The following is a 25,356-nucleotide window of genomic DNA, read 5'->3' as shown; positions in this document are numbered from 1 at the left end:
GGTCGGGCGACGAATCGGCTCGCCGCTGCGCCCGCAATTCTACGCTTGGCCGTGCCGCGCGCTGACTATCGGATCGAGGTCAAACCGCCATGCACAGGTACTTGATCACGAGGTAATCGTCGATTCCGTAGTGCGAGCCTTCCCTGCCGAGACCCGACTGCTTCACGCCGCCGAACGGCGCCACCTCGTTGGAGATCAGGCCGGTATTGATGCCCACCATCCCGTATTCGAGCTGTTCGGCCACGCGCCAGATGCGGCCGATATCGCGGCTGTAGAAGTAGGCGGCCAGTCCGAACTCGGTGTCGTTGGCGAGCCTCACCACTTCTTCGTCGCTAGAGAAACGGAACAACGGCGCGAGCGGGCCGAAGGTCTCGTCTTTCGCCACGGCCATCTGCGCTGTAACGTTGGTCAGCACCGTGGGCTCGAAAAAGCCGTGGCCGAGCGCGTGGCGCTTGCCGCCGGTGGCAAGCGTCGCCCCTTTGCCGAGCGCGTCGGCGATGTGCGCTTCGACCTTGCTGAGCGCCGCGTCGTTAATGAGGGGACCCAGTGTGACGCCGCCCTCCATGCCATGCCCAACCTTCAGGGCTTCGACTGCCGTAGCCAGCTTCGACGCGAACGCGTCGTACACCCGCTCGTGCACGTAGAAGCGATTCGTGCACACGCAGGTCTGCCCGTTGTTGCGGTACTTCGATGCAATCGCGCCTTCCACCGCGGCGTCGAGATCGGCATCGTCGAACACGATGAATGGCGCATTGCCGCCTAGTTCGAGCGTGACCTTTTTCACCGTGGACGCGCTTTGCGCCATCAGCAATCTGCCCACCCCCGTCGATCCGGTGAACGACAGCTTGCGAACCACTGGGCTGCTCGTCATCGCGCCGCCAATCGCCTTCGGATCGCCGGTCACGATGTTGAGCACGCCCTTGGGCACGCCGGCCCGCTCGGCCAGAACCGCGAGCGCGAGGGCGGAGAACGGCGTGGCTTCGGCGGGCTTCACGACGATCGGGCATCCCGCCGCGAGCGCCGGGCCCACCTTGCGGGTAATCATCGCGTTCGGAAAATTCCAAGGCGTGATGGCGGCGCACACGCCGATCGGCTCCTTGAGCACGACGAGCCGCTTGTCCGATGCCGGCGTCGCGAGCGTGTCGCCGGCCACGCGTTTTCCTTCCTCGGCGAACCACTCGATGAACGATGCGCCGTAAGCGATTTCGCCCTTCGCCTCGGCGAGCGGCTTGCCCTGTTCCGCGGTCAGGATCAGCGCGAGGTCGTCGGCGTTCTCGATCATCAGCTCGTACCAGCGGCGCATCACGGCCGCGCGCTGTTTGGCCGTGCGGGCTCGCCATGCTGGCCACGCGGCGTTGGCCGCATCGATTGCGCGCGTGGTTTCGGCCTCGCCCATCAAAGGAACGCTGCCGAGCGTTGCGCCCGTTGCCGGGTCCGATACCTCGAAGCTCGCGCCCGAGTCGGCCGGGCACCATTGCCCGTCGATATAAGCCTCATGGCGCAGAAGCGCCGCGTCCTTCAACAGGGTCTTCAATTCCACGTTGCTTTCCTTCGTTACACAAAAATGCGGTTGATGCTAGCCCGCCTGACGCCACCCCGCCTGCTCATGCCCTTCGGCCAGCAGCTTGCGGGCGATTTCGGCCACTCGGTGCACATGCGCGATCGCGGCCTCGCGCGCGGCGGCGCTATCGCCAGCCGAGATGGCCGAAAGAATGCGATGCATCTCGTCGACGGCCTGGCGGCCGCGGTCGTCGGAAGCGATCGTCAGCGCTCGCAGACGGTTGATGCGCGCGGTCAACGACTGCACGATTTCCCAGGCCACATGCTTTTTCCCGCTGATGAACATGCGCTCGTAGAACGCCGAAGTGAGCGCCCTGACGGCCGGATGATCCTGCGCTTCGAACGCCGTCTGGATTTGTTCGATGAAACCAGCGAGATCGGCAACCGTCTGCTCGTCCGCATGCTGCGCACAGGCCATCGCCGCCTCGCCTTCGAGCAGCGCGCGTATTTCGTAGATCTCCGCCGCCGTATCGAAGTCGAGCACGGCGACGATCGGCCCCTGGTTCGGTATCGAATCGACGAGCCCTTCCGTTTCCAGGTGCCGCAACACCTCGCGAACCACGGTGCGGCTCACGCCGAGAATCTCGCACAGCGAGCGCTCGACGAGCCGCTCGCCAGGATGGAAATGGGCCTCCAGGATCGCCGTGCGCATCTTCTCGAGCGCGAGTTCGCGCAAGGTGGTCGTCGGGCGTTGAACCTTCAGCGATGGCAGTGCGCCGCTCATGGCAGTCGCCGTCATGCTTGCGCGAACAGGCGCACATCGCGTGCGTCCCAGTCGACGAGCGCCTGGGTGCCGATCGCGATGCCGCTGTCGTGGCGATGCGCGGCCGGCATCCGGATCGAGATTTCCTGCTGCCACGGCGTCGCCACCGCGTAATGCATCGCGTCGCCGAGATACGTGATATCACGCACCGTCACGGGCAGGCCGCTCGTGCCGCTGGCACTTTGCAGCGCGCTGATGCGCATCTGCTCGGGGCGGATCATCAAGGTGCCGTCGTCACCCGCGCTGAGCACGGGACTGAAGGCGTCCGACGCGATCTCGTGACCGTTCGGAAACACGCCGTTCATGCGGCCTTCGCTACTCTTCGTGACTTTCACCGGCAAGAAATTCGAATTGCCGATGAAGCTCGCGACGAAGCGCGACGCCGGGTTCGCGTACAGCTCCTCACCGGTGCCCACCTGCTCGATGCGGCCTTTGTTGAACACCGCGATGCGGTCGGACAGCCGCAGCGCTTCTTCCTGGTCGTGCGTGACGTAGAGGATCGTCACGCCCGTCTCCTGGTGGATGCGGCGCAGTTCGAGCTGGATTTCCTCGCGCAGCTTCTTGTCGAGCGCCGACAGCGGCTCGTCCATCAGCAGCACGGGCGGATCGTAGGCCAGCGCGCGCGCGATCGCCACGCGTTGCTGCTGCCCGCCCGACAGCTGCGCGGGCATCCGGTCGCGGCACTCGGACAGATGCACGAGCTTGAGCATCTTGTCGACCTTTGCGTTGATCTCGGCTTCCGGGCGCCGGCGCACGCGCAGCGGAAACGCCACGTTCTCGCCTACGGTCAGATGCGGGAACAGCGTATAGCGCTGAAACACCATGCCGATGTTGCGCTTGTTCGGTGCGACCGCCAGCAGCGGCTTGCCGTCGAGCAGCACGCGGCCATCGGTGGGCTCCTGGAAGCCCGCGACGATATACAGCGTCGTGCTCTTGCCCGAACCGGACGGTCCGAGAAACGTCATGAATTCGCCCTTGCGCACATCGAGAGAAACCTGGTCGATGGCGACGACGTCGTCGTAGGTCTTGCGCAGACGCTGGATTTGCAGGAATGCAGTCATGGCTTGTTTACCTCGCTGATTACGTCGATTAGCGCGCGCGGCGCAGCACGGCGCCCGCCAGCATCAATACGGTCGTCAATGCGACCAGCAGTGAAGACGCCGCCGCAACGACGGGCGTCAGGTCCTGCCGCAGCGTCGACCAGATACGCACGGGCAGCGTTTGCAATGTCGGGCTCGACATGAAGATCGACACCACGACTTCATCCCACGACGCGAGAAACGCGAAGATCGCGGCGGCGAACAGGCCGAGCCGGATCGCAGGGAGGGTCACGCGCAGCTTCACGGTGAGCGGCGACGCGCCGCAGATCAGCGCGGCATCTTCGAGCGCCGTATCGAAGCTCACCAGCGAGTTGCTGATGGAGATGATCGAGAACGGCAGCGCGATGATCAGATGGCCGAGCACGAAGCCGGTCATCGTGCCGTTCAGGCCGATGCGCAGAAAGAACGCGTACAGCGCGACGGCCAGAACGACGACAGGCAGCACCATCGGTGTCAGGAAGAAGCCTTTCACCGCTTCGCGGCCGCGGAACTTGCCGCGCACCAGCGCAAGCGACGCAAGAAAACCGAGCAGCACCGAAAGCGCCATCACGATCACGGCCAGCTTCGCGCTCGTCAGCAGCGAGTCGATCCAGCCCGCGTCCGTGAAAAGCTGCCGATACCACTCCAGCGTCCAGCCCGGCGGCGGGAAAATCAGCCACTGCGAATCGCCGAACGACAGCGCGACGATGAACAGGATCGGCAGCAGCAGAAACAGTGCGACGGCCGCGCCTATGGCCACCAGCGCCCAGCGAAGCCCGCCGAGACGATCGAAATCGAGCAACATGTCAGCGTCCTCCCTGAATGGCGCGCGCACTGCCGGTGAAGCGCAATTGCAACGCATAGAGCACGAGCGTCACGCTCAGCAGTACGAAAGCGGCAGCACCGGCGAGGCCCCAGTTCAGCAGTTCCTGCACGAGCTGCGCGATGAGTTCGGCGAGCATCATGTAAGACGGACCGCCGAGCAGCGCGGGCGTGACGAAGTAGCCGAGCGCCATCACGAACACCATCAGCGCGCCGGAGGCCACGCCCGGCATCGCGAGCGGCACGAGGATGCGCCAGAACGCCTGCCAGCGGCTCGCGCCGCAGACCGCGGCGGCACGCAGCGTCGACGGATCGATGCCGCGCAGTGTCGCGTGCAGCGGCATCACGAGGAACGGCAGCATGATGTACGTCATGCCGATCGTCACGCCGGTGAGGTTGTTCACGAGCGCGAGCGGCTCGTGAATCAGGCCGATCGCCATCAGCGCGCGGTTGATCGGACCCGTGCCCTGCAACAGCACCATCCACGCGAAAGTCCGTGCGAGCAGGTTGGTCCACATCGACAGCAGCAGGATCGCAAATAGCATGGAGCTGAGCTTGCGCGGCGCGATCGCGAGCAGCCATGCCATCGGAAAGCCCACCAGCACCGTGACGACGGTCACGACCGTCGCGACGAGAAAGGTATTGCCGAAGACGCGCAGATATGTGGTCGAACCGACCAGTTGCCGATAGTTCTCCAGTCCCGGTGTCGGCTCGAGCACGCTGCGCAATAGCAGCGACAGCACCGGCAGCAGGAAGAAGATCAGCAGCAGCAGCATGGCCGGCGTCAGCAGCCAGATGCTGCGCCAGTCGCGCCGCTTGCGCGCGGCCGTCGCGGGCGGATGCGCGACGGTACTCATTACGTTGGGCATGATGTCTCCTGCTCGGTGTCTCTGTGCGCGCCGGTTCATTGCGCGGCGCTCGGCTCTAACGTCGGTCCGTGCCGCTTATTTCGATTGCCACGCGTACCAGCGCTTCGCAATCGCGTCGCGGTTGTCGGCCCAGTACTTCATGTCGAGATTGATCTGCGAGTCCTTGTACTGGTCGGGCAGCGTCTTCGCCATCGCGGCCGGCATCAGCGCGGCCGACTTCACGTTGATCGGCGCGTAACCCGTCTCGGCGGCGAATTTCGCCTGCGCCTGCGGGCTCGTCGCGGCCGCCAGATACTTCATCGCTTCCGCGCGATGCTTCGCGCCCTTCGGAATCACCAGCATGTCGGCGGCGGTCAGGTTCTGGTTCCACGAAATGGCCACCGGCACACCGGTCTGCGCGAGCGCGTGCAAGCGCCCATTCCAGAACATGCCGATCGGCGCTTCGCCCGACGCGAGCAGTTGCTGCGACTGCGCGCCGCCGCTCCACCAGACGATGTCGCTCTTGATCGTGTCGAGCTTCTTGAACGCACGGTCGAGGTCGAGCGGATAGAGCTTGTTCGGCGGTACGCCATCGGCGAGCAGCGCGATTTCCAGCACGCCCGGCGCCGACCACTTGTAGAACGTGCGCTTGCCGGGGAATTTCTTCGTGTCGAACAGATCTGCCCACGTCTGCGGCTGCGCGCCCGTGTACTTCGACTTGTTGTAGCCGAGCACGAACGAGTAATAGAAGCTGCCCACCGCGTCCGGCGCCGCAAAGCGCGGGTCCAGCTCGTCCTTCTTCACGACCGAGTAGTCGATCGGCTCGATCAGGCCGGCCTTTTGCGCGGCGTACGCGAAGTCGCCTTCCACATCGACGACGTCCCAGCTTACGTTGCCGCTATCGACCATCGCCTTCAGCTTGCCGTAGTCGGTCGGGCCATCCATCAATACGGTGATGCCGCTCGCCTGCGTGAACGGCTGCGCCCAATTCTTCTGTTGCGACGACTGCGTGGTGCCGCCCCAGCTGGTGAAGACGATCGGGTCTGCGGCGAGTGCGGGCGCTGCCGCGAGCGCCGTCGCGCATGCAACGAACAACGGCGCGATTAACGGAATGCTTCTGCTGCTCATGTCTGTCTCCGGGATACGGTTGGGTGTTGCTTCGTCGGTCCGGCGGCGAGAAAACGCGCCGGCTTCATCGTTGTGAGTTGTGAGTTGTGGGTTGCAGCGGTGCCGCGCTGTCAATGCGCGAGGCCGAGCGGCTGCACGGTGCCGGCTTCGCTATCGCCGACATAAATGCCGAACGCGTCCTGTCTGCGTTCGCGCTCATAGCGTTCGAGCATCGAGCGCACGGCGGCGTCGCTCACGTCGTCCCACGGAATCTGGGTCAGCGGCACGATGCGCACGCTGCTGTCGAGCCACGGCGAGCCGTTGGGAATCACGCGGCCGCGATAGTAGATATGCACGCCGGGCTCCTTGCCGCTGCCGTCCTCGAACACTGCGAACAGGAAGTCGAGATGCACATGCAGGCCGAGCTTGGCGAGCACGCCGTGCAGGCTCGCGGGGTCGCTGGCCGGGTCGAGCTTGATGCCGGTTGGCAGCCCCAAGCCTTTGCCGGTGTCGACGAGCACCAGCCCGTCGCGGTGCTCGAGGATCGCGCCGACTTTCGCGCGCCCACCAGCCGCGGTCAGCGCGTCCTGCGACAGGCTGAAGTTCACGTATGCGCCGCGGCAGTAGCCAAGCGGCGACGAACTCGTTTGCACGAAGTCCACCACGCGACCGATCAGGATGATGTGATCGCCCGCATCGACCACTTGATGCGTCGTGCAGTCGAAGCTCGCGGCCGAGCCATCCATCACCGGCGCGCCCGTTTTGCGCGTGCTCCACGGCACTTGCGCGAACTTGTCCGCGGCCTTCGAAGCGAACACGCCGGACACATGCTTCTGGTCTTCGGCGAGCACGCTCACCGCGAAGCGGTGCGTGTCCGAGAACACCGCGTAACTCGCCGCCGTCTTCGCGATGCACACGAGAATCAGCGGCGGATCGAGCGACACCGACGTGAACGAGTTCGCCGTGAAGCCGCGCGGCGAGCCGTCTGCCTGGACGGTCGTGACGACGGTCACGCCCGTCACGAATGCGCCGAGCGCGCGTCGAAAATCGACGATATCGAAAGCGGGTTGCGCGCGCGGGGCGGTGATCGACTCAGCCATGGCGTTCTCCGGTTGGTACTGCGGTAGTTGCTGCGGTGTTTGCTGCGGTCGTCGCGGGGTTCTTCCTTCGCAACGCCGATGCTTCGACGAGGAACGCGAGCAGGCTTGCGTTCACGCGCTCCGGGTCGGTGACGTTCATCATGTGGCGCGCGTTCGCGATCACTTCGGCGCGGCCCTGTGGTGCCGCCGCGGCCATCGCCCGGGACATCTGCGCGCTCGAATTCGGATCGCCCTCGCCCGTCAGAAATAGCGCGGGTATCGCGAGACTCGCGAGACGCCCGACATGCGCGTCGTCCGAGCAGGCGAACAGACGGTAGGTGCGCGCGTAGCCCACCGGATCGACGGCAAGCAGCAGCGCTCGCACCGCCCGCGCGGCCTGGGTCAGGTGTCCCGGAATGGGATCGCCGAACCAGCGCGACAGGGTTCCGTCCACCCCGGTGTCGGCACGCGCATCGCCGAGCGTGGCCGCGCGCGTCATCACCGCCTCGCGCTGTGCCGGCGTGCGGTCGTACACCGCGTTCAACGCGGCGACGCTGAGCGTGCGCTCGGGGTGGGTCAGCGCGAATTCCAGCGCGACCAGCGCGCCCATCGAATGCCCCACCACGTGCGCGCGCTCGATCCGCAGCGCGTCGAGCAGCGACGCGAGCTGCGCCGCATATTCGTCGAGAGAGGGCTCCGCGCTCGGCAGCACGCTGTCGCCGTGCCCCAGCATGTCGTAGACAACGACGCGAAACGATTCGGATAACGCATCGATCTGCGGCGCCCACACGCTCTGATTCATGCCTACGCCGTGGATCAGCACGACGGTTTCGGCGGCGGCGTCCGATTGCCGCGCGTACACGCTGTAGCAGGTGCCCGCGGTGCGGCCACGCTGACCATGCGAGATCACGCGCGTCGGTGACATATCGGGCTTCATCGGACACGCTCCACTTCGCACGTCATGGGGTTTCTCCTTTCAGGCTTCGAGCCAAAGATCAATATCGATGAGATTATGGTATGCCATCTTATGGCCTACAACAATGCATAGCGTATTATGGAATACCATGATATTGCGCTGAATTACGCTGGCACGGTTTAGGCTAAGCGCGTGTTTGCTTAATCAAACAGACATAAGAAAAGGCCGCCGGCAGATGCCGGCGGCCTTGATAGGGGCGACTACGGATGGGCTTAGACGTCGCCGGTTGCTTCGTTCTGCTCCGCAAGAACCGTCAAAGCCAGTTCCGACGCCCGCTTGATATGCGCGAACGACGCTGCGGACGCCGCGTCACCGTCGCGCCGCTCGATCGCGTCGAGCAGCAGGTTCATTTCACGGTTCGAGTCGCCGCCTCGGCCCGGCGTCGCGATGGTCAACGCGCGCAGGCGGTTGATGCGCGCGTTCAGCGACGTGACGACCGCCAGCGACACCTGTTTGTTGGCGGCTTCGAACAGCGTTTCGTAGAAGCGCTCGGTGTATTCGAGCACGCGCGGCAGATCGTGTTTCTCGAACGCGTCTTCGATGATTGCGCGGATCTCGCGCAGTTGCCGGATGACTTCAGGCGTGGCGCGCTCGGCGCAGGCCCGCGCGGCGTTCGCTTCGAGCAGCCCGCGCAACTCGTAGATCTCGCCGACCTGCGCGGGGTCGAGCCGCGCGACGATCGGACCTTGCCGCGCGACGATCTCGACCAAGCCTTCGGTCTCCAGATGCCGCAGCACCTCGCGCACGACGGTGCGGCTCACGCCAAGCTCGTCGCAAAGCGTGCGTTCGACGAGGCGGGTGCCCGGCCGGAAATACCCCTGGACTATCGCGGCGCGCAGTTTGTCGAGCGTGAGTTCACGCAAGGTTTTGACATTGCGGTCGATTTTGAGGTCGTGCATAGGCGGCAGTGGGACGATGGACGAAGGCCCGCACCGAGGGCGCGGGCGTGGAATGCCATATTATGACTTATCTGACTTTCTGGCTTGCACACGAGGGCACAATCAGCCGCCCAGGCCCTCGACGATCGTGATCAGCGCCCGGCAATGTCCGTCGCGCTTCTGTTTGGCGGCCTGATACTCGGGCGAGTGATAGCAGTCGAGCGCCGTTTGCATGTCCCTGAAGCGAATCACGACGTGCCGCTCGAACGATTCACCTTCCAGCACCTCCGACGCGCCGCCGCGCGCGAGAAACACCGCGCCGTACTTGTTGAACGCCTGCGGTGCGAGGTCCGTGTAGCCCTTGTATTTCGCCGCATCGAGCACGGTTACGTGCGCGATCCAATATGCAGCCATATCTCCTCCTTCTTAAATCCAGAATGGTTTGCGCCATAGCTGCCGCTTCGTTGATGGTCCGACGAACCGCGCACTACGTGTTTTCGACGTCGCTGCTCGCCAGCAAATCCCTCGCAAAAAACGCCCTTTCCCCACCAGACGCGGCTTCCACGGCGCCCCGGGTTAACACTCATGGCATGCCGTAACATGGTATACCAAAATGCCTCATACATCCAACCCACGCAGGAAGCTGCCATGAGCCTGATTCGCAAATCCATCCTCCATGTCGAGACCGTCTTCGTCGACGGCGACAAGGTCGCCGCCAAGCCGCTGAAAATGATCGGCGCGGCCGCCGTGATCAAGAACCCGTGGGCGGGCCGCGGTTATGTGGAAGACCTGTCGCCGGAGATTCGTGCGCTCGCGCCGCAACTGAGCGAGCACCTGACCAGGCTGATCATCGACGAAGCCGGTTCGGGCGAAGCGGTCGAAGCGTTCGGCAAGAGCGCGATCGTCGGCCTTGCGGGCGAGATCGAGCATGCGTCCGCGCTGATCCACACGCTGCACTTCGGCAACACGTATCGCTCGGCCGTCGGTGCGAAGTCGTATCTGGCGTTCAACAACACGCGCGGCCCCGCCAACGCCCCGCTGCTGATTCCGATGATGGACAAGAACGACGAAGGCCGCCGTTCGCACTATCTGACGCTGCAGTTTGCGATTGCGGACGCGCCGGCCGCGGACGAACTCGTGATCGCGATTGGCGCCGCGACCGGTGGCCGTCCGCATCACCGCATTGGCGATCGCTACAAAGACCTCGCAGAGCTCGGAAATGACGTCAAGAACCCTGCAGCTGTCAAATAAGCGCGTCCCGCACTATCTGGAGCAGGGCAGCGGCGAACCGCTGGTCCTGATCCACGGCGTCGGCATGCAGGCGCTCGCGTGGTATCCGCAGATCGAAGGGCTGTCGTCCGAGTTTCGGGTGATCTCGCTCGATATGCCGGGCCACGGTCGAAGCGACCGGCTCGAGCCAGGCGCCGGCTTGCAACAGTTCGTCGAGTGGGCAGCGGCGAGAAGTACCAGCCCGACGCATCGGCAAGCTTCATCTATTCGGCCTACAACGACACCGAAACCCAATACCAGTACATCTCGTTCCTGTGCAGCGCGCCGGATGAACTCGCCGCTTCGGCTGACGCTTCGGGCAAATTCATCGGCCTCGACGACATCGACACGCAAGCGTTGCAGGACAGCGCCGTGGCCAGCATGCTGCACCGCTACCGCAAGGAAAGCCAGTTGAAGAGCTACGGGTTGTACTTCGGCGACCATAGCAACGGCACAGTCCGCCCGCTTCATTCCTGAAAGGTCACATCATGCGATTTTCCCTCTTCGTTCACATGGAGCGCGTCTCCGGGCAGACCAGTCAGAAGCAGCTGTATGACGAAATGGTCGAGCTTTGCCAGATTGCCGATCGCGGCGGCATGCACGCCGTCTGGACCGGCGAGCACCACGGCATGGACTTCACGATCGCGCCGAATCCGTTCATCAATCTCGCGGACCTCGCCAACAAGACGAAGCATGTGAGGCTCGGCACCGGCACGGTGGTGGCGCCGTTCTGGCACCCGATCAAGCTCGCCGGCGAAGCCGCGATGACCGACATCATTTCGAACGGCCGCCTGGAGCTGGGCATCGCGCGCGGCGCGTATTCGTTCGAATACGAACGCCTGCATCCGGGGCTCGACGCGTGGGGCGCGGGTCAACGCATGCGCGAACTGATCCCGGCTGTGAAAAAGCTCTGGGAAGGCGATTACGCGCACGAAGGCGAATTCTGGAAATTCCCTTCCACGACGTCTTCGCCGCTGCCGCTGCAGCGCCCGCACCCGCCGATCTGGGTGGCCGCGCGCGATCCGAACAGCCACGAGTTCGCGGTGTCCAACGGTTGCAACGTGCAGGTGACGCCGCTGCATCTGGGCGACGAAGAGGTCGAGAAGCTGGTTGGCCACTTCAACGCCGCGTGCGAGAAGTTCAGCAGCCTGCCGCGCCCGCAGATCATGCTGCTGCGTCACACGTATGTCGCGAGCAGCGAAAACGACGCGCAGATCGCGGCCGACGAAGTGAACACCTTCTACAACTACTTCGGTGCATGGTTCAAGAACGAGCGGCCGGTGAGCCGCGGCATGATCAAGACGCTGAGCCCGGAAGAGATCGCTGCTCATCCGTTCTACACGCCCGCGGCGATGCGCAGGAACAACGTGATCGGCACGCCCGAGGAAGTGATTGCGCGCCTGAGGGCATACGAGGCGCTCGGCTTCGACGAGTACTCGTTCTGGATCGATACGGGCATGAGCTTCGAGCGCAAGAAGGCATCGCTCGAACGCATGATCAACGACGTGATGCCTGCATTCCGGTAAGGGGCCGACGCCATGGATTCGCATTTTCAGCTGTATATCGACGGACAGTTCGAACCCGGCGCCGCCACGTTCGCGAGCGTCAACCCGGCCACCGGCAAAGCGTGGGCGCAGATGCCCGAAGCGCGCACGGAGCAGGTCAACCGCGCGGTCGAGGCGGCCAGCCGCGCGCTCACCGATTCCGCGTGGGCCGGCCTCACCGCGTCGGCGCGCGGCAAGATGCTCTACAAGCTGGCCGGGCTCGTCGAACAGGCTGCGCCGCGACTCGCTGAAATTGAAACGAACGACACCGGCAAGATCATTCGCGAGACGTCCAGCCAGATCGCTTACGTCGCCGAGTACTACCGCTACTACGCCGGCATCGCCGACAAGCTCGAAGGGAGCAGCATTCCCGTCGACAAGCCGGACATGCAGGTTTGGCTCGAACGGCAGCCGGTCGGCGTGGTCGCCGCGATCGTGCCGTGGAATAGCCAGTTGTTCCTATCCGCCGTCAAGCTCGGGCCGGCGCTCGCCGCCGGTTGCACGGTCGTGCTGAAGGCGTCCGAGGAAGCCCCAGGACCGCTGCTCGAATTCGCGAAGCTCGTGCACGAGGCCGGCTTCCCGCCAGGCGTCGTCAACGTGATTACCGGCTTCGGGCCGGAATGCGGTGCGGTGCTCAGCAGCCATCCGAAGGTCGACAAGGTTGCCTTCACGGGCGGCCCGGAAACTGCGCGGCACATCGTGTCGAACACCTCGAACAACCTCGCGAAGGTGTCGCTGGAACTGGGCGGCAAGTCGCCCTTCATCGTGTTCGCCGATACCGATATCCAGAGCGCCGTGAACGCGCAGGTCGCGGCCATCTTCGCGGCGAGCGGCCAAAGCTGCGTGGCGGGCTCGCGGCTGCTGATCGAAGCCTCCGTGAAAGAGCGGTTTCTCGCCCTGCTGGTGGAGCGCGTGTCGCGCATACGCGTGGGTTCGCCCAACGAGATGACGACCGAATACGGCCCGCTTTGCACCGAGAGGCAACTGCGCAACATCGAGAAGGTCGTCGCGAACTCGGTGCGCCAGGGCGCCAGGGTGCTCGCCGGCGGCAAGACGCTGGAGCGCGACGGCTACTACTATGCGCCGACGATTCTCGACTGCACCGGCGTGAGCGACGCCGACAGCATTACGACGGAGCTGTTCGGGCCGGTGCTTTCGGTGGATACGTTCACCACCGAGCAGGAAGCGATCGACAAGGCGAACAGCACCGCCTACGGTCTCGCGGCGGGCATTTTCACCACCAGCCTGACTCGTGCGCATCGCGTGTCGAAGCGCGTGCGCTCAGGGATCGTCTGGATCAACACCTATCGCGCGGTGTCGCCGCTGGTGCCATTCGGCGGCTTCGGCCTGTCCGGTCACGGCCGCGAAGGCGGCATGGCCGCGGCGCTCGAATACACGACGACGAAGTCGGTATGGCTGCGCACCTCGGACGAGCCGATCAGCGATCCGTTCGTGATGCGCTGAGTCCAGCGCGCGGTCCATTCCCCGCTGCACCGTTTCAAAGCCGTAGAGGGCAATGCCATGTCACGTCCATCGAACGTGGCATGGCGCACGCCTGTGCGACAAAGATGGAAACACTATGAAGAACCCGTCGAACGCCAACAGCGTTCTGACCATTGTCACGCAGGCGAGCTTTCGGTGTTCAGCTTCGACACCGCACCCGTCTGCTCGTCGTAGCGGTAGCCTTGTTTCTCGAGGTGAGCGGTGATCGTTTCGACGATCACTTGCTGCTGGATCTCCTTGCGCAGCAATTCATGCTCCGGCTCGACCTGACCGAGTTCAGCCGAAAGCCGGCGGCTCAAGGTCGCTTCGCCCGCGCCGCGGGCAAGGACGACCACCATTTTTTCATTCGCCTGAGTCAACTGCTGCTTCAGTGCGTTCGAGTAGTCGGACCATTTCCTGACGGTCTCCCGCGCCTCGGCAATCGCTGCGGCATGCGCTTGCGCGTCGCGCGACATCTGCGCCTTCAATGCCTCGAGTTCCTGCGAGTCGACACCCGCCGGCGACGCCGATTCCGCGTCCTCGGCCTTCTCGCTCGCAGCCGCCGCGCTTTCGGCCAGTTCGGCCACGCGCTGCTGCTCCGCGTCGGCACGCTCCTGCGCTTCGGACAAGCTGGCCGACAACCTCGCGATTTCGGAAGCGTCCGCATCGCGCTCGTCGCTCAGGCTGGCGATTTGCGTCTGGGCATTCTGCAATTCGAGCGCGGCGGCATCCCGTTCAGCCTGCGCGCCCTCGACCTCTTCGCGTCGGGCCGCATGCGCTTCCTGCTCGGCCTGCAGTTCCGCGCGAATCGCTTCGAGCTCGCTCTGAAGACGAGCGACCGCTTCGGCATGCTCCGCTTCCAGCGCCGCGCGCTCTGCTTCGCCGGCCGGCGTTTCGACTACCGACTCAGCCGACTCGCTCGCCGCCTCGCCCGCGCCCGCGGCATCGCTCTCGTCGCCCGCAATCGCTCCACGCTGCGCGGCCTGTTCCGCGCGCTCCAGTTCCGCTTCGAGGTGTGAAACGCGCTCGGCAAGCTCCTGCGCGCGCTTCTCGGCCGCGTCGGTGCGTTGCACCGCGAGCGCGATGTCCTCTTCCAGTCCGGCCACGGCATCGACCTTCTCGTCGTAGGCGCTGGTCATCTTGTCCAGCTGGACCTGCAGCGCATCGAGTTCCTGGACGGTGGTTTGCAGTTCGGCGAGCGCTTCGTCGCGCTCGTTGCTGGCGTCATCGACACGCTGGCGCATCGCGGCGAGGCGTCGCGCCACTGAGCGTTCCGCTTCGTCCTGCGCCGACGTCCACAGCCGGTCGAGCGCTTCGCGCATGGTGTCCGTCACGGTTTCCGGCAAAGCAGGACGTTCGACGACCTGCGGCACCCGCGCGGCGCGCGTTTCGCGCCACTTGCGCAATGCCGCGGACACCGCGACCACCGAACCGCTATGGACTTCGGACCAGATGGCGACGGGAGACACCTTCTGGCCCTCGTCGGCCATCCGGTTTGCGATTTCAGCTACGAGTTCGTCCGTGATCGTAATGTTGCTTGACATGTCTGCCTCGACAAAGTGCACGTGGTGACGAATACCGTTTCGTCGTCCGGGAGGCAGCCGCGCGCTGGGACTCGCCTCGTATAGCCACCAATTGTCGGCTACCTGGCTGGCGGCCAATCGGTCGAAAAGCCGAGGTTACGGGGAGGTATTCACGGGATTGGGGCGTGGCCCTGCGGCGTCCGATCCGCGTGATACGACGAGCGCACGAGCGGCCCCGCCACTACTTCGACGAACCCCATCTTCAAACCTTCATCGCGCAGCATGTCGAAAGTCGCGGGCGGCACATATCGCCGCACCGGCATGTGATACCGCGACGGCGCGAGATACTGACCGATCGTCAGCACGTCGACGTCGTGCGCGCGCAGATCGCGCATCGTGGCGAGCAGTTCGCTGTCGGTCTCGCCGAGGCCGACCATCAGGCCGGATTTGGTCAACGCCGCCGCGTTCTGGCGTTTCGCTCGCGACAGCAGTTCGAGCGAGCCGCGATAGTCCGCGCCTGCCCGCGCCGCCCGATACAGCGACGGCACCGTCTCGATGTTGTGGTTGAAGACGTCCGGCCACGCGCCGGACAGCGCATCGAGCGCGCGCCCGATGCGCCCGCGAAAATCCGGCGTCAGGATTTCGACGCGAATGCCCGGTACGCGCTCGCGCACCAGCGCGATACAGCGGGCGAAGTGCGCGGCGCCGCCGTCGCGCAGATCGTCGCGGTCCACCGATGTAATCACCATGTAGCGCAGCCCCAGCGCCGCGACGGCGTCGGCGAGCCGCGCGGGCTCGTCCTCGTCGAGCGCTTGCGGCCGGCCATGCGCGACGTCGCAGAACGCGCAGCGCCGCGTGCAGATCCCTCCCATGATCATGAATGTCGCGGTGCGCTGCGCGAAGCACTCGCCGATGTTCGGACACATCGCCTCCTCGCAGACCGAATGCAACTTGTGCTCGCGCAAAACCGCCGCCATGCCCGCGACGGTTTCGCTCATCATCGGCCGAGCATGCAGCCAGGGCGGCTTCGGCAAGACGGCCGCATGGTCCGCCGGCACGATCTTCACCGGAATGCGGGCGAGCTTGTCGCGATTGCGCTTGCCATGCTGGCCAAGCGCCGTGACGCTGTCGGTATGAGAAGCGGCGTCCATCGCGGTTATCCGAAGAACTCGTTGAGCAGGCGGTTCACGTCCGATGCAGCCTCCATCTGCACCATGTGCCCCTTGCCGTCGATTACGTGCACGCGCACCTGAGCGGGCAGGCCCTGTGCGTGCGCGGCCGGAATGATCTGGTCCTGCGCCCCCCAGATCACCAGCGTGCGCGGCGCGAGCGTGTCGAGCCGGTCGCGATAGACGCGGCTTTGCACCCCGCCTTCGAACGCGGACGCGGCAATCTTGCGCAACGCGTCGTTCACGCCTTCGAGCCGCTTGTACTTGACGATGTCTTCGACCAGTTGCCGCGTGACCAGCGACCCGTCGGCGAACAGCTTCACCAGATGCGGCTTCAGCGTGTTGCGGCTGCTGCCCGCGACGAAGCCTTCGATGTACTCGCGGTTGATCTCGTCGCCGAGCCCCGCGCCCGCGATCAAGGCCAGCGACGCGACGCGTTCGGGCGCCTTCGCGGCGACCGTCATCGACACGGCGCTGCCCATCGAATGGCCGACCAGATGCGCGCGCTCAATGCCCCGGTCATCGAGAAACGCGATCACGCTGTCGGCCAGTTCGTCGAGGCTGCCCGTGTCGACCGCCTTGCCCGACTCGCCGTGCCCTGGCAAATCGAGCGCCCACACGGCGCGGTGCGCGGCGAGATCCGCATGGTTGAAGAGCCAGTTGTTCAGATCGCCGCCGAAGCCGTGGATCAGCACAGCGGGCGTGCCGCCGTCGCCGATCTTCAGGTAACGCACGGTGCGCCCGCCGATCTGCGCTTTTTCCGGCTGCGGCCCCGCGTCCGCGGCATCCGCGGTGACCGGCACGAAGTCGCGCTGGAACGCCTCGACGGCTGCATCGATGTCGGCATCGGACGTCTCGGCGTGCGCGACGACGCCGAGCAGCGCGCCGATCGGCAGCGTGTCGCCCTGCTGCGCGATCTGCCGGCGCAATGTGCCGTCGAAAGCGCACTCGACGCCCGACGAAATCTTGTCGGTCTCGACGTCGAGTATTTCGTCGCCTTTCGCGACTTTTTCGCCGACCTCCTTCAGCCAGCCGTTGACCTGCCCCTGCTCCATCGACAGCCCCCACTTGGGCATCGTGATCATGTGAATCGGCATTGCTCAGCTCCTTACTTTCCGCACGGCCGCGGCGATGTTCTCCGCCGACGGGATATACATGTCTTCGAGCACGCCTGCGAAAGGCGCGGGCGTATGCGGCGCGGTCACGAGTTCGATCGGCGCCTTCAGCGAATGGAACGCGCGCTGCGCGACCAGCGCGGCGATATCGGTCGCAATCGAGCAGCGCGGATTCGACTCGTCGACCACGACGACGCGTCCGGTGCGCTCAGCGCTTTCCAATATCGTTTCCTCGTCGAGCGGCGAGGTCGTGCGCAAATCGATCACCTCGGCCTGGATGCCCTCTTTCGCGAGCGTTTCGGCGGCATCGGTCGCGTGATGAACCATCCGGCCATACGTGACGATCGTCGCGTCGTCGCCTTCGCGCACCACGTTCGCTTCGCCGAACGGAATCGCATACGACTCTTCCGGCACGTCGCCCTCGCGGCCATACAGCAGCTTGTGCTCGCAGAAGATGACCGGATCGTTGTCGCGGATCGCCTGGATCAGCAAACCCTTCGCGTCGTACGGCGTCGACGGGCACACCACCTTCAGGCCGGGTATGTGGGTGAACAACGACGTCAGCATCTGCGAGTGCTGCGCGGCCGCGCGCAGGCCAGCGCCCTGCATCGTGCGAATCACGACCGGCGTCACTGCCTTGCCGCCGAACATATAGCGAAACTTGGCGGCCTGATTGAAGATCTGGTCGAAGCACACGCCCATGAAATCGATGAACATCAGCTCGGCCACCGGACGCAGGCCGCATGCGGCCGCGCCGACCGCCGCGCCGATGAAGCCGCCTTCCGATAGCGGCGTGTCGAGCACCCGCCCCGGATACTTGTGAAAAAGCCCTTTCGTCACACCGAGCACACCGCCCCATGCATCCTGCTCGCCTGGGGACCCGGCGCCGCCCGCGTTGTCCTCGCCCATCACGATGACGGTTTCATCGCGTGCCATCTCCTGGCTCAGCGCTTCGTTGATCGCCTGAGAAAACGTGATCTTCCGTGCCATGACTGTCTCCTGATTGATTGATTCGCGCTGTGGATTACGGATAGGACACGTAGACGTCGGTCAGCAGGTCGGCGGCCGTCGGCAGAGGCGCGGCCTTCGCTTCCGTCACCGCGCCGTCGATCAACCGCTTCACCTCGGCATCGACGCCGCGCAGTTCGTCGGCGTTGAGCATTTCGGCCCGCACCACGCGCTCCTCGAAGCGCTTCAGGCAGTCTTTTTCGTCGCGCAGCTTCTGCACTTCGCCGGGCGCGCGATACGTTTGCGCATCGCCTTCGAAGTGCCCGAAATAGCGCGACAACTTCATTTCGACGAGCGTCGGGCCACCGCCGCCGCGCGCCCGCTCGATCGCGGCGCCCAGCGCCTCGTGCACCGCGAAGAAATCGAAGCCGTCGACGATCACGCCGGGCATGCCAAAGCCGCTCGCGCGGTCGGCGATGTTGTCGGCCGCGACCGACCATGTCGACGAGGTCGCCTCCGCATAGCCGTTGTTCTCCGCAACGAAAATCGCCGGCAGGCGCCAGACGGAAGCGAGATTCATCGATTCGAAGATCACGCCCTGGTTCGACGCCCCGTCGCCGAAGAAGCACACGCCGACGCCGCCGCTTTTCTTTAGCTTCGCGGCGAGCGCGGCGCCGCACACGAGCGGCCCGCCCGCGCCGACGATCCCATTGGCGCCGAGCATCCCTTTCGACAGATCGGCGATATGCATCGAGCCGCCTTTGCCACGGCACACGCCGGTACTGCGGCCGTAGATTTCGGCCATCATGCCGCGCACGTCCACACCCTTCGCGATGCAGTGGCCATGACCACGGTGCGTGGTCGCGACATAGTCCGCATCGTTCAGATGCATCATCGTGCCGACCGCCGAGGCCTCCTCGCCGGCATACAGATGCACGAAGCCGGGTATCTCGCCGGTCGCGAATTCGACGTGCAGACGCTCCTCGAACTCGCGGATCGTGCGCATCATCCGGTACGCCTCCAGCAGCTTTTCCTTGCTCAACTGCGTCGAAACAGACATGGTGTGTCTCCTGGGAATGATCTCGATGGTCACTGCTACTTCAGCCGGCTTTGTTTCCAGCGTTGGCTTCCTCCTGAATTGATTGCCTCCGACGCGTCGCCGCTTCGCGCATCAACTGCCGCGACGCGCAAAAGCGCAGCGTGCGGCCGACATCGACCGTGAGCGGTCCCGCCCAGTCGAGCGCGATCTCGTAGCGGTCGTCGCGTTCGAGCTCGATCTCGCGCTCGCCGTCGAAGGCGAGCGTCCCTTGTCCGGTATGCAGCGGCGTCCAGCAACCCGCTTCGAAACGCTCGCAGGTGCGCATCGTCACCTGATCGACACGGCCCGGCGCGAGCGGTGCGAAGATCGGCACGCCGGATTCGCCCGCACGCGCGAACGTCAGATGCAGCCCGTAGGGCGCGCCGCGCTCGACCGGCGCCCACGCGCCGCCGATCGACGACAGGCCGATGCCATCCGGCGCCGCGAACGTCAGAAACAGCGCTTCGAGATCCGCCGGCTCGCAGACCGCCCGCGCGCCGACGAACCGCTGCCGGCTCACGCACACATCGACCAGCGCGATTTCCTCGCGCCCCTTGTTCGGGCCCGCGACGCAGCGGACCACCAGACGCTTGTTGCGCGTCAGCGCGACCTCGGGCGGCACGAGTCCGGAAGCGGCGAGCGCGCCCGCGAGGCCCGCCACCGTCGCTTCGCGCAGTTCTGGAAACGCGTTGTTGGTGCCCGTCGACAGCGTCAGCAGCGGCACGTCGCCGCAATGCGCGGCCACCGCGCGATGCGTGCCGTCGCCGCCGAGCACCGCGATCAAGTCGACCCCCAAGCCGACCATTCGCGCGACACCCGCGTGAGTGTCCGCCGCGCTGTCCGTGATCGGCAGTTCGAGGAATTCGACCTTCGGCCAGGGCTGCGGCTCGGCCACGGCCGCATGGGTTTCGAGCGCACGCAGCACCAAGGCGGCGACCCCGGTGCGGTCGCGCAAGGTCAGCACGCGAGCGACGCCGAACATGCCGAGGCCCGCGAGAAGGCGCACGACCATGTTCGCTTTCTCGGCGGTCGGAAACACCGAAGCGTGTGTAGTGAGGCGTCGAATATCACGGCCCGATGCCGGGTTCGCGATCACGCCGACGGTGATGGGCGATAACACTGGCTTGTCTCCGGTGCGCGAGTTGCGAAGCGGACTTGCTGGGGTGAAGCGCGCTTGCTGTCGCGTTTGCTTTCGTCTGCCAGCAATACTGCAAAGGTTGGGCCAGTTGCTTGCGCGCCGTGCGCACGGGCTGGAAGCGTTGTATTCAAAGGGCAGACGCGGGGGCCCGCGTTCACGGCCGCTTTCATCGGACCTGCGCCGCGCAGTTCACTGTGTCTCACGAGCGCGCTTCACGACGAGCCGCGAGGCTCGACACGCGCCGCGGCGCTTGCGCGGCACCGCGCCAGACAAGGGTTTGCGCGATGCGACCAGCGTCTCGCCAGCCTCTGAGACGTTCGTCTCACGCGCCTCGAGTGCTGCGCCGCAATGTGATTGCTCGTTGCGGATGTGCTACAAGACAGGGACTCGCCTTACTCGGTGTCGCTCGCCTGGAGCCGGCCATGCCCTATGTTTCTCAAACGCAGCACGTCGATCGCGTACGCGGGGCCATCGAAGGACGCTTGCCCGCGCCAGCGAATTCGCCGCGCCTCGTGTCGTCGTGGCAGCGCTCGTACGAGCAGTACCGGCTCGACCCCAGCTCCGTGATCGGCCCGCGCGTGCTGTCGTCCGCCGAGCTGCGTGAAGTCCAGGGCAAGGAGGAAGCCTTTCTGCGCGCATCGGGCCAGTGCCTGACACGGCTGCACGAAATGATCCGCGTCGCCGACTATTGCGTGATGCTGTCCGATGCGCACGGCGTCACGATCGACTATCGGATCGACCGCGACCGGCGCAACGATTTCAAGCATGCGGGGCTGCATATCGGCTCGTGCTGGTCCGAGCGCGAAGAAGGCACATGCGGCATCGCGAACGTGCTCACCGATCTCGCGCCGATCACCGTGCACAAGACCGATCACTTCCGGGCCGCGTTCACGACGCTCACGTGCAGCGCTTCGCCGATCTTCGCGCCGACCGGCGAATTGATCGGCGTGCTCGATGCCTCGGCGATCCGATCGCCGGACAACCGCGACAGCCAGGGGCTGGTGTTTCAGCTGGTGCGGCAAAGCGCGAGTTTGATCGAGGACGGCTACTTCCTGAACCAGACCGCGCAGCACTGGGTGCTGTTCGGCCATCAAAGCCGCCATTTCGTCGAAGCGCAACCCGAAGCGCTGATCGCCTTCGACGAATGCGGCAACATCGCCGCCGCGAACCGCAAGGCGCATGAGAGCATCGCGGGTCTCGACGGTCCGCGCCACATCGACGAGATATTCGATACATCCGAGGTCCGTCTGCACGACGTCGCGCGCACCGACATGATCGTGGCGCTGCGGCTGCGCGCGACCGGCGCGATGCTGTACGCGCGCATTCGCGCGCCGATGAGACGCGCGGCCCGCCCACTCGTCACGACACGGCCGGGCGATGTGCACGCCGATGGCAGCATCGGCGCAATGAGCCGCTTTCTGCACAGCTCGGACGAACGGATCGCGCGCAACGCCGAAGTCGCCTTGCGGATTGCCGGCAAGCGGCTGCCGGTTCTGCTCCTCGGCGAAACCGGTGTCGGCAAGGAGGTGTTCGCGCACGCGGTGCACGACTCGGGCTCCCGGCGCACGCGGCCGTTCGTCGCGGTGAATTGCGGCGCGATTCCGGAGCCGCTGATCGAGAGCGAGCTGTTCGGTTATGCGCCTGGCGCGTTCACCGGCGCGCGCAGTCGCGGCGCGCGCGGCAAGATCGCGCTCGCGCATGGCGGCACGCTGTTTCTCGATGAAATCGGCGACATGCCGCTCGGCCTGCAAACCCGCCTGCTGCGCGTGCTCGCCGAGGGCGAAGTGGTGCCACTCGGCGGCGATACGCCAGTGCGCGTCGATATCGACGTGATCTGCGCCACGCACCGGGATCTGATGCAGATGGTCGATGCCGGATCGTTCCGTGAGGATCTTTACTATCGACTGAGCGGCGCGACGCTGCGGATACCGCCGCTGCGCGAGCGCACCGACATCCGCGACGTGATCGATACGGTGTTCAACGAGGAAGCACAGGCGGCCAGCCATGTGCTGATGCTCGATCCGCAATTCGCCGAGCGCCTTGCCGCCTTCTCGTGGCCGGGCAATATCCGGCAGTTGCGCAACGTGCTCCGCTATGCGTGCGCGGTCTGCGATTCCGCCCGCGTCGAGTTGCGGCATGTGTCGCCAGACTTTGCCGCGCAACTCGCGCCCGCCGCGACGCCGGCTCTCGCGGTCGCCTCCACGTCGCCGGCCAGCGCCGACGACGAGCGGGCGCGGATCGTCGCGGCGCTCACGCATTGCCAGTGGCGGCCTAACGCCGCCGCGCAGGCATTGGGCATATCGCGCGCGACGCTGTACCGGCGCATCGCGCGGCTGGGCATCGTCGGGCCGCATCGCGCATAGGCGGCCGCGAAAGGCGGCGGGGGTCCGATCCCGCCGCTGCCCACACCTCGTCCGATTCCCACGCCCGCATCGAGCGAGTGAAATCTTTCCGCAGTTCGTCCATCGCGAGCGAAAAGATTTTATTTCCGCCCCACCCTGCTCCCACGCGCAATTTGTGCCGACAGACAGGCATGACTTGCCGGACTCAGTGATCGGTCGCAACGAAAGACCATCCACTACCGCACATCGCATGTCCTGAACGGCTCACGCGACGCACTCGCGACCCGCAGGACCCCCCTTCTCTCTCTCCAGATTTTCTCGTGGGCCGCCTCGCGGCAGCCCGCGCTATTGTCATGATTGGACGACGTCAATTTCTTGGCTGTCTTACTGCGCTCGGCGGAACTGTCGTATTGAGCGCGTGCGGCGGCGGCGGCGGCGGTGGTAGTGGTGGTACGCCGGATGCCGGCGGTTCTTCCACGGGCAATTCCGCGAGTCCGTCGAGCACCGCGGCATCACCCTCTACCGGCACGGCAAGCTCCGGCATCTCGGCCTCGACGGGCACGACGGGCACGACCACCGCGAGTATTGCGCCCTCGACGGGTAGCGCGACCACGGTGGCGAACGGCTCGTCGCCGGCGCCATCGAATGGAACGGGACCCATCGATACGTCCGGCTCGGGCGACAGCTCCAGCTCTGCATCAGACCCGAACTCGGGGTCGCCCGGCAACGCTTCGAACGCTTCGCCACAGAACACGACGATCCCGCCGGCGACGGTGATCATCGACGGTCAGAACGCGTCGTGGACCCTGGTCGGCGGGTCTGTCTACAGGAACGGCGTCGCCGCGGGCGACACCTACAACGTCTCGTTGATCCTCTGGTACGGGAGCACGATCTATCACCAGGGAACCGGCGGTCAATTCTACGGATGGAATGGGACGACATGGTTCGCGTGCAACGACCCGCGTTTGGGCGGCACCTCGGTCGACGGCGCCATGATCCCGCCCGCGACGTATCTGATCGACAAGGCCGGCTCGATATGGACCGTCGTGAACGGCGTCGTGTATCGCAATCGCAATGCCGTCGGCACGATGTCGAATGCGGCGCTGCTGATGTGGTACGGCGGCAAGTTCTGGGCACAATCGTCCGGCGGTCAGTTCTATGTATGCGGCGATGCGGATCAATGGTTGCCGTGCAGCGATCCGCGCACCGCGACCGCGGCGCCGGCCGGCTCGTTTCACGGTATCAACGGGCATTACGACTACCTGTATTCGACGTCACAGATCGTATCGATCATGCAGGCCCTCGGCTGCTCGACGTACCGCCTCAGTTGTACGGACTACGCACCGCAACTCGCCAAGGTCCTGGCGTTGGCGCAAGCATTCCAGCCGGTGGGCTTGACTCTTTTCGTGCTGATCGACGTCGGCATCTACGACGGCAACGGCAACCTGTTCACGAGTGAAGCGGCGGCCTATACGCGGGGCTTCAATTGCGCGGTGACTGTGGCGTCGGCATTGCAACCCCACGGCGTGACCATGTATGAATGCGGTAACGAACTGACGCGCGCGAACGGGATCATTCTCGACTCCACCAGCGCGGGAACGAGCGTAGTCGACTTCAACAATGCGAACTGGCCGCTGATGCGCGGTGCGATGCGCGGCATGATCGACGGAGTGAAGTCTGTGCAGGCGGACGCTAAATGCGGCGTCAACTTTTGTGTTGCTGATATCGGCGCGTCCGACGCTCTGTGGGATGGCAAGCAGCCCGATGGCACGAGCGGCCATCCGACCGTGAGGTGGGACCTGACTACGTGGCACAACTACGAGGTGTACGGCGACATCTTCGACATCGGCACCGACGGGTCCAGCCCGGGCTTCGATTTGCCCACCTATTGCAAGGCCCGCTATGGCGTCCCCTTTGTGATCTCGGAATGGAACACTGGGCCGGAGAAGAGCGAGGCGTACCGGGCCAACTACATCAGCTCGCGTCTGCTCACTTACTATCAGGCGAGAAAGACGAAGAACATCCAATCGGCGATGTATTACGAGCTCGATAGCGGAGACTCCACCTACGGCCTGATGATCAACGGCACGGCGCTTGCGCTTCCGTATAACGCGTTCGCGAGCTTTATCGCGAGCCATGCCGATAGCTGAGCGTACGTTGCGACGCGCACTTTCCGATCGGCTTAAACAAGGAGAATGGCCACCAACTGACCGGCAGTTGCAATAACGACAGCCAGCTCGACCGGATTGGCCAGAAGAAGGCCGAGAAAATCTGAATCGATAGCGCGCGCGCGCCAGGTCCCGACAAAACCGACCGACAGAATCAGCCCGAATAAAAGGTCGAATCCAAATCCTGCGGCGATCCATTTGTTATGCCTGACGACATGCTCAGCGAATGCGAACATTGCCAGAAAGGCGATTTGGGATATGAGAACAACCAGTACCGCAATATGCTGCTGATTATCCTTTTTCATTGGCTGGCGGAAATCCGGTTGCTCGAAGCCGCTACGACCTCCTCGCTCGTCTGGCCGAACTTCGGCAATCCGGGCGCCTACGGGGCAGACACCCAGGGCAGACACCCGCATGCCCTCAAGTACGAAGTGGGCTCCGGCTTCGGTCGTGGGGTGACGGGGGGGG

At 64.9% G+C, this 25,356-nt stretch carries 25 protein-coding genes and 1 pseudogene; 8 read left to right on the top strand and 18 right to left on the bottom strand.

Translation table 11 applies throughout. The annotated features are described in order from the left end of the window. Positions 1-79: 79 nt before the first annotated feature. The 10 genes from AB4Y34_RS33465 to AB4Y34_RS33420 all read right to left on the bottom strand — a co-directional run bounded on the left by AB4Y34_RS33465 (position 80) and on the right by AB4Y34_RS33420 (position 9,526). On the bottom strand, positions 80-1,540 hold the full coding sequence (locus AB4Y34_RS33465) for an NAD-dependent succinate-semialdehyde dehydrogenase (RefSeq protein ID WP_368718470.1): 1,461 nt from the start codon (positions 1,538-1,540) through the stop codon (positions 80-82). A gap of 36 nt (positions 1,541-1,576) precedes the next feature. Further along, positions 1,577-2,284, bottom strand: coding sequence for a GntR family transcriptional regulator (locus AB4Y34_RS33460; protein WP_368718469.1), 708 nt, complete (start codon positions 2,282-2,284; stop codon positions 1,577-1,579). An 11-nt stretch (positions 2,285-2,295) separates the two neighbouring features. Further along, entirely contained in the window at positions 2,296-3,384 is a 1,089-nt protein-coding gene (locus AB4Y34_RS33455; RefSeq protein WP_368718468.1) for an ABC transporter ATP-binding protein, read from the bottom strand. Positions 3,385-3,412: 28 nt separating this feature from the next. Continuing rightward, the gene (locus AB4Y34_RS33450; RefSeq protein ID WP_176111870.1) at positions 3,413-4,207 is read right to left on the bottom strand and encodes an ABC transporter permease; all 795 of its coding nucleotides are present in this window, start codon (positions 4,205-4,207) and stop codon (positions 3,413-3,415) included. Position 4,208: 1 nt separating this feature from the next. After that, positions 4,209-5,093, bottom strand: coding sequence for an ABC transporter permease (locus tag AB4Y34_RS33445; protein WP_368718467.1), 885 nt, complete (start codon positions 5,091-5,093; stop codon positions 4,209-4,211). Positions 5,094-5,168: 75 nt separating this feature from the next. Then, positions 5,169-6,200, bottom strand: coding sequence for a polyamine ABC transporter substrate-binding protein (locus AB4Y34_RS33440; RefSeq protein WP_368718466.1), 1,032 nt, complete (start codon positions 6,198-6,200; stop codon positions 5,169-5,171). Positions 6,201-6,310: 110 nt separating this feature from the next. Continuing rightward, on the bottom strand, positions 6,311-7,279 hold the full coding sequence (locus tag AB4Y34_RS33435) for a flavin reductase (protein ID WP_368718465.1): 969 nt from the start codon (positions 7,277-7,279) through the stop codon (positions 6,311-6,313). Further along, positions 7,272-8,195 (bottom strand): alpha/beta fold hydrolase, encoded by a 924-nt coding sequence (locus AB4Y34_RS33430; RefSeq protein ID WP_368718464.1) that lies wholly within the window; start codon positions 8,193-8,195, stop codon positions 7,272-7,274. The genes AB4Y34_RS33435 and AB4Y34_RS33430 overlap by 8 nt, the downstream gene beginning before the upstream one ends. Before the next feature lie 251 nt (positions 8,196-8,446). Further along, complete coding sequence (locus tag AB4Y34_RS33425) at positions 8,447-9,133, bottom strand: GntR family transcriptional regulator (RefSeq protein WP_368718463.1); 687 nt, start codon at positions 9,131-9,133, stop codon at positions 8,447-8,449. Positions 9,134-9,235: 102 nt separating this feature from the next. After that, on the bottom strand, positions 9,236-9,526 hold the full coding sequence (locus tag AB4Y34_RS33420) for a DUF1330 domain-containing protein (protein WP_368718462.1): 291 nt from the start codon (positions 9,524-9,526) through the stop codon (positions 9,236-9,238). Positions 9,527-9,760: 234 nt separating this feature from the next. Here AB4Y34_RS33420 and AB4Y34_RS33415 point away from each other — a divergent pair, with 234 nt between their 5' ends. The 5 genes and pseudogenes from AB4Y34_RS33415 to AB4Y34_RS33395 all read left to right on the top strand — a co-directional run bounded on the left by AB4Y34_RS33415 (position 9,761) and on the right by AB4Y34_RS33395 (position 13,389). After that, on the top strand, positions 9,761-10,363 hold the full coding sequence (locus AB4Y34_RS33415; RefSeq protein ID WP_176125497.1) for an amino acid synthesis family protein: 603 nt from the start codon (positions 9,761-9,763) through the stop codon (positions 10,361-10,363). Further along, positions 10,332-10,526: pseudogene (locus AB4Y34_RS33410) on the top strand (alpha/beta fold hydrolase); the annotation flags it as partial. The gene AB4Y34_RS33415 and the pseudogene AB4Y34_RS33410, both read left to right, overlap by 32 nt. Before the next feature lie 32 nt (positions 10,527-10,558). Continuing rightward, positions 10,559-10,858 carry a hypothetical protein gene (locus AB4Y34_RS33405; protein ID WP_368718501.1) on the top strand — a complete coding sequence of 100 codons (300 nt, stop codon included), beginning with the start codon at positions 10,559-10,561 and terminating at the stop codon, positions 10,856-10,858. Positions 10,859-10,869: 11 nt separating this feature from the next. After that, positions 10,870-11,907 carry an LLM class flavin-dependent oxidoreductase gene (locus AB4Y34_RS33400; RefSeq protein WP_176383302.1) on the top strand — a complete coding sequence of 346 codons (1,038 nt, stop codon included), beginning with the start codon at positions 10,870-10,872 and terminating at the stop codon, positions 11,905-11,907. 12 nt (positions 11,908-11,919) lie between these two features. Then, positions 11,920-13,389: an aldehyde dehydrogenase gene (locus AB4Y34_RS33395; RefSeq protein WP_368718461.1), complete on the top strand. Its 1,470-nt coding sequence runs from the start codon at positions 11,920-11,922 to the stop codon at positions 13,387-13,389. Between the two features lie 155 nt (positions 13,390-13,544). Here AB4Y34_RS33395 and AB4Y34_RS33390 read toward each other — a convergent pair whose 3' ends face one another. The 6 genes from AB4Y34_RS33390 to AB4Y34_RS33365 all read right to left on the bottom strand — a co-directional run bounded on the left by AB4Y34_RS33390 (position 13,545) and on the right by AB4Y34_RS33365 (position 20,360). Continuing rightward, positions 13,545-14,951, bottom strand: coding sequence for a DNA-binding protein (locus AB4Y34_RS33390; protein ID WP_368718460.1), 1,407 nt, complete (start codon positions 14,949-14,951; stop codon positions 13,545-13,547). 149 nt (positions 14,952-15,100) lie between these two features. Next, entirely contained in the window at positions 15,101-16,081 is a 981-nt protein-coding gene (lipA, locus tag AB4Y34_RS33385) for a lipoyl synthase (protein WP_368718459.1), read from the bottom strand. A 5-nt stretch (positions 16,082-16,086) separates the two neighbouring features. Further along, complete coding sequence (locus tag AB4Y34_RS33380) at positions 16,087-17,196, bottom strand: acetoin dehydrogenase dihydrolipoyllysine-residue acetyltransferase subunit (protein ID WP_368718458.1); 1,110 nt, start codon at positions 17,194-17,196, stop codon at positions 16,087-16,089. A gap of 3 nt (positions 17,197-17,199) precedes the next feature. After that, positions 17,200-18,204 carry an alpha-ketoacid dehydrogenase subunit beta gene (locus AB4Y34_RS33375; protein ID WP_184227749.1) on the bottom strand — a complete coding sequence of 335 codons (1,005 nt, stop codon included), beginning with the start codon at positions 18,202-18,204 and terminating at the stop codon, positions 17,200-17,202. Positions 18,205-18,238: 34 nt separating this feature from the next. Continuing rightward, positions 18,239-19,222, bottom strand: coding sequence for a thiamine pyrophosphate-dependent dehydrogenase E1 component subunit alpha (locus AB4Y34_RS33370; protein ID WP_368718457.1), 984 nt, complete (start codon positions 19,220-19,222; stop codon positions 18,239-18,241). A 40-nt stretch (positions 19,223-19,262) separates the two neighbouring features. Then, positions 19,263-20,360, bottom strand: coding sequence for an NAD(+)/NADH kinase (locus tag AB4Y34_RS33365; protein WP_176383292.1), 1,098 nt, complete (start codon positions 20,358-20,360; stop codon positions 19,263-19,265). Between the two features lie 440 nt (positions 20,361-20,800). On the opposite strand from AB4Y34_RS33365, the gene AB4Y34_RS33360 reads away from it, so the two are divergent. Beyond that, positions 20,801-22,741 (top strand): sigma-54-dependent Fis family transcriptional regulator, encoded by a 1,941-nt coding sequence (locus tag AB4Y34_RS33360; protein ID WP_368718456.1) that lies wholly within the window; start codon positions 20,801-20,803, stop codon positions 22,739-22,741. A 346-nt stretch (positions 22,742-23,087) separates the two neighbouring features. Here the strand turns inward: AB4Y34_RS33360 and AB4Y34_RS33355 are convergent, their stop codons facing one another. After that, on the bottom strand, positions 23,088-23,498 hold the full coding sequence (locus tag AB4Y34_RS33355) for a hypothetical protein (RefSeq protein WP_368718499.1): 411 nt from the start codon (positions 23,496-23,498) through the stop codon (positions 23,088-23,090). Here AB4Y34_RS33355 and AB4Y34_RS33350 point away from each other — a divergent pair. Continuing rightward, on the top strand, positions 23,380-24,870 hold the full coding sequence (locus tag AB4Y34_RS33350; RefSeq protein WP_368718498.1) for a hypothetical protein: 1,491 nt from the start codon (positions 23,380-23,382) through the stop codon (positions 24,868-24,870). The two genes, AB4Y34_RS33355 and AB4Y34_RS33350, sit on opposite strands and share 119 nt — an antisense overlap. A gap of 32 nt (positions 24,871-24,902) precedes the next feature. On the opposite strand, the gene AB4Y34_RS33345 is transcribed toward AB4Y34_RS33350, so the two are convergent. Further along, the gene (locus tag AB4Y34_RS33345) at positions 24,903-25,193 is read right to left on the bottom strand and encodes a hypothetical protein (RefSeq protein WP_176111852.1); all 291 of its coding nucleotides are present in this window, start codon (positions 25,191-25,193) and stop codon (positions 24,903-24,905) included. Between AB4Y34_RS33345 and AB4Y34_RS33340 the strand changes: the two genes are divergently transcribed. After that, on the top strand, positions 25,170-25,356 hold a 187-nt coding region (locus tag AB4Y34_RS33340), incomplete at its 3' end, for a hypothetical protein (protein ID WP_368718455.1). The two genes, AB4Y34_RS33345 and AB4Y34_RS33340, sit on opposite strands and share 24 nt — an antisense overlap.

Origin of the sequence: Paraburkholderia sp. BR10954 (assembly GCF_040965775.1) — a bacterium.
Lineage (GTDB): Bacteria > Pseudomonadota > Gammaproteobacteria > Burkholderiales > Burkholderiaceae > Paraburkholderia > Paraburkholderia youngii.
Note: the sequence above shows the minus strand (reverse complement) of the source record. Positions and strands in the feature narration are given on the sequence as shown.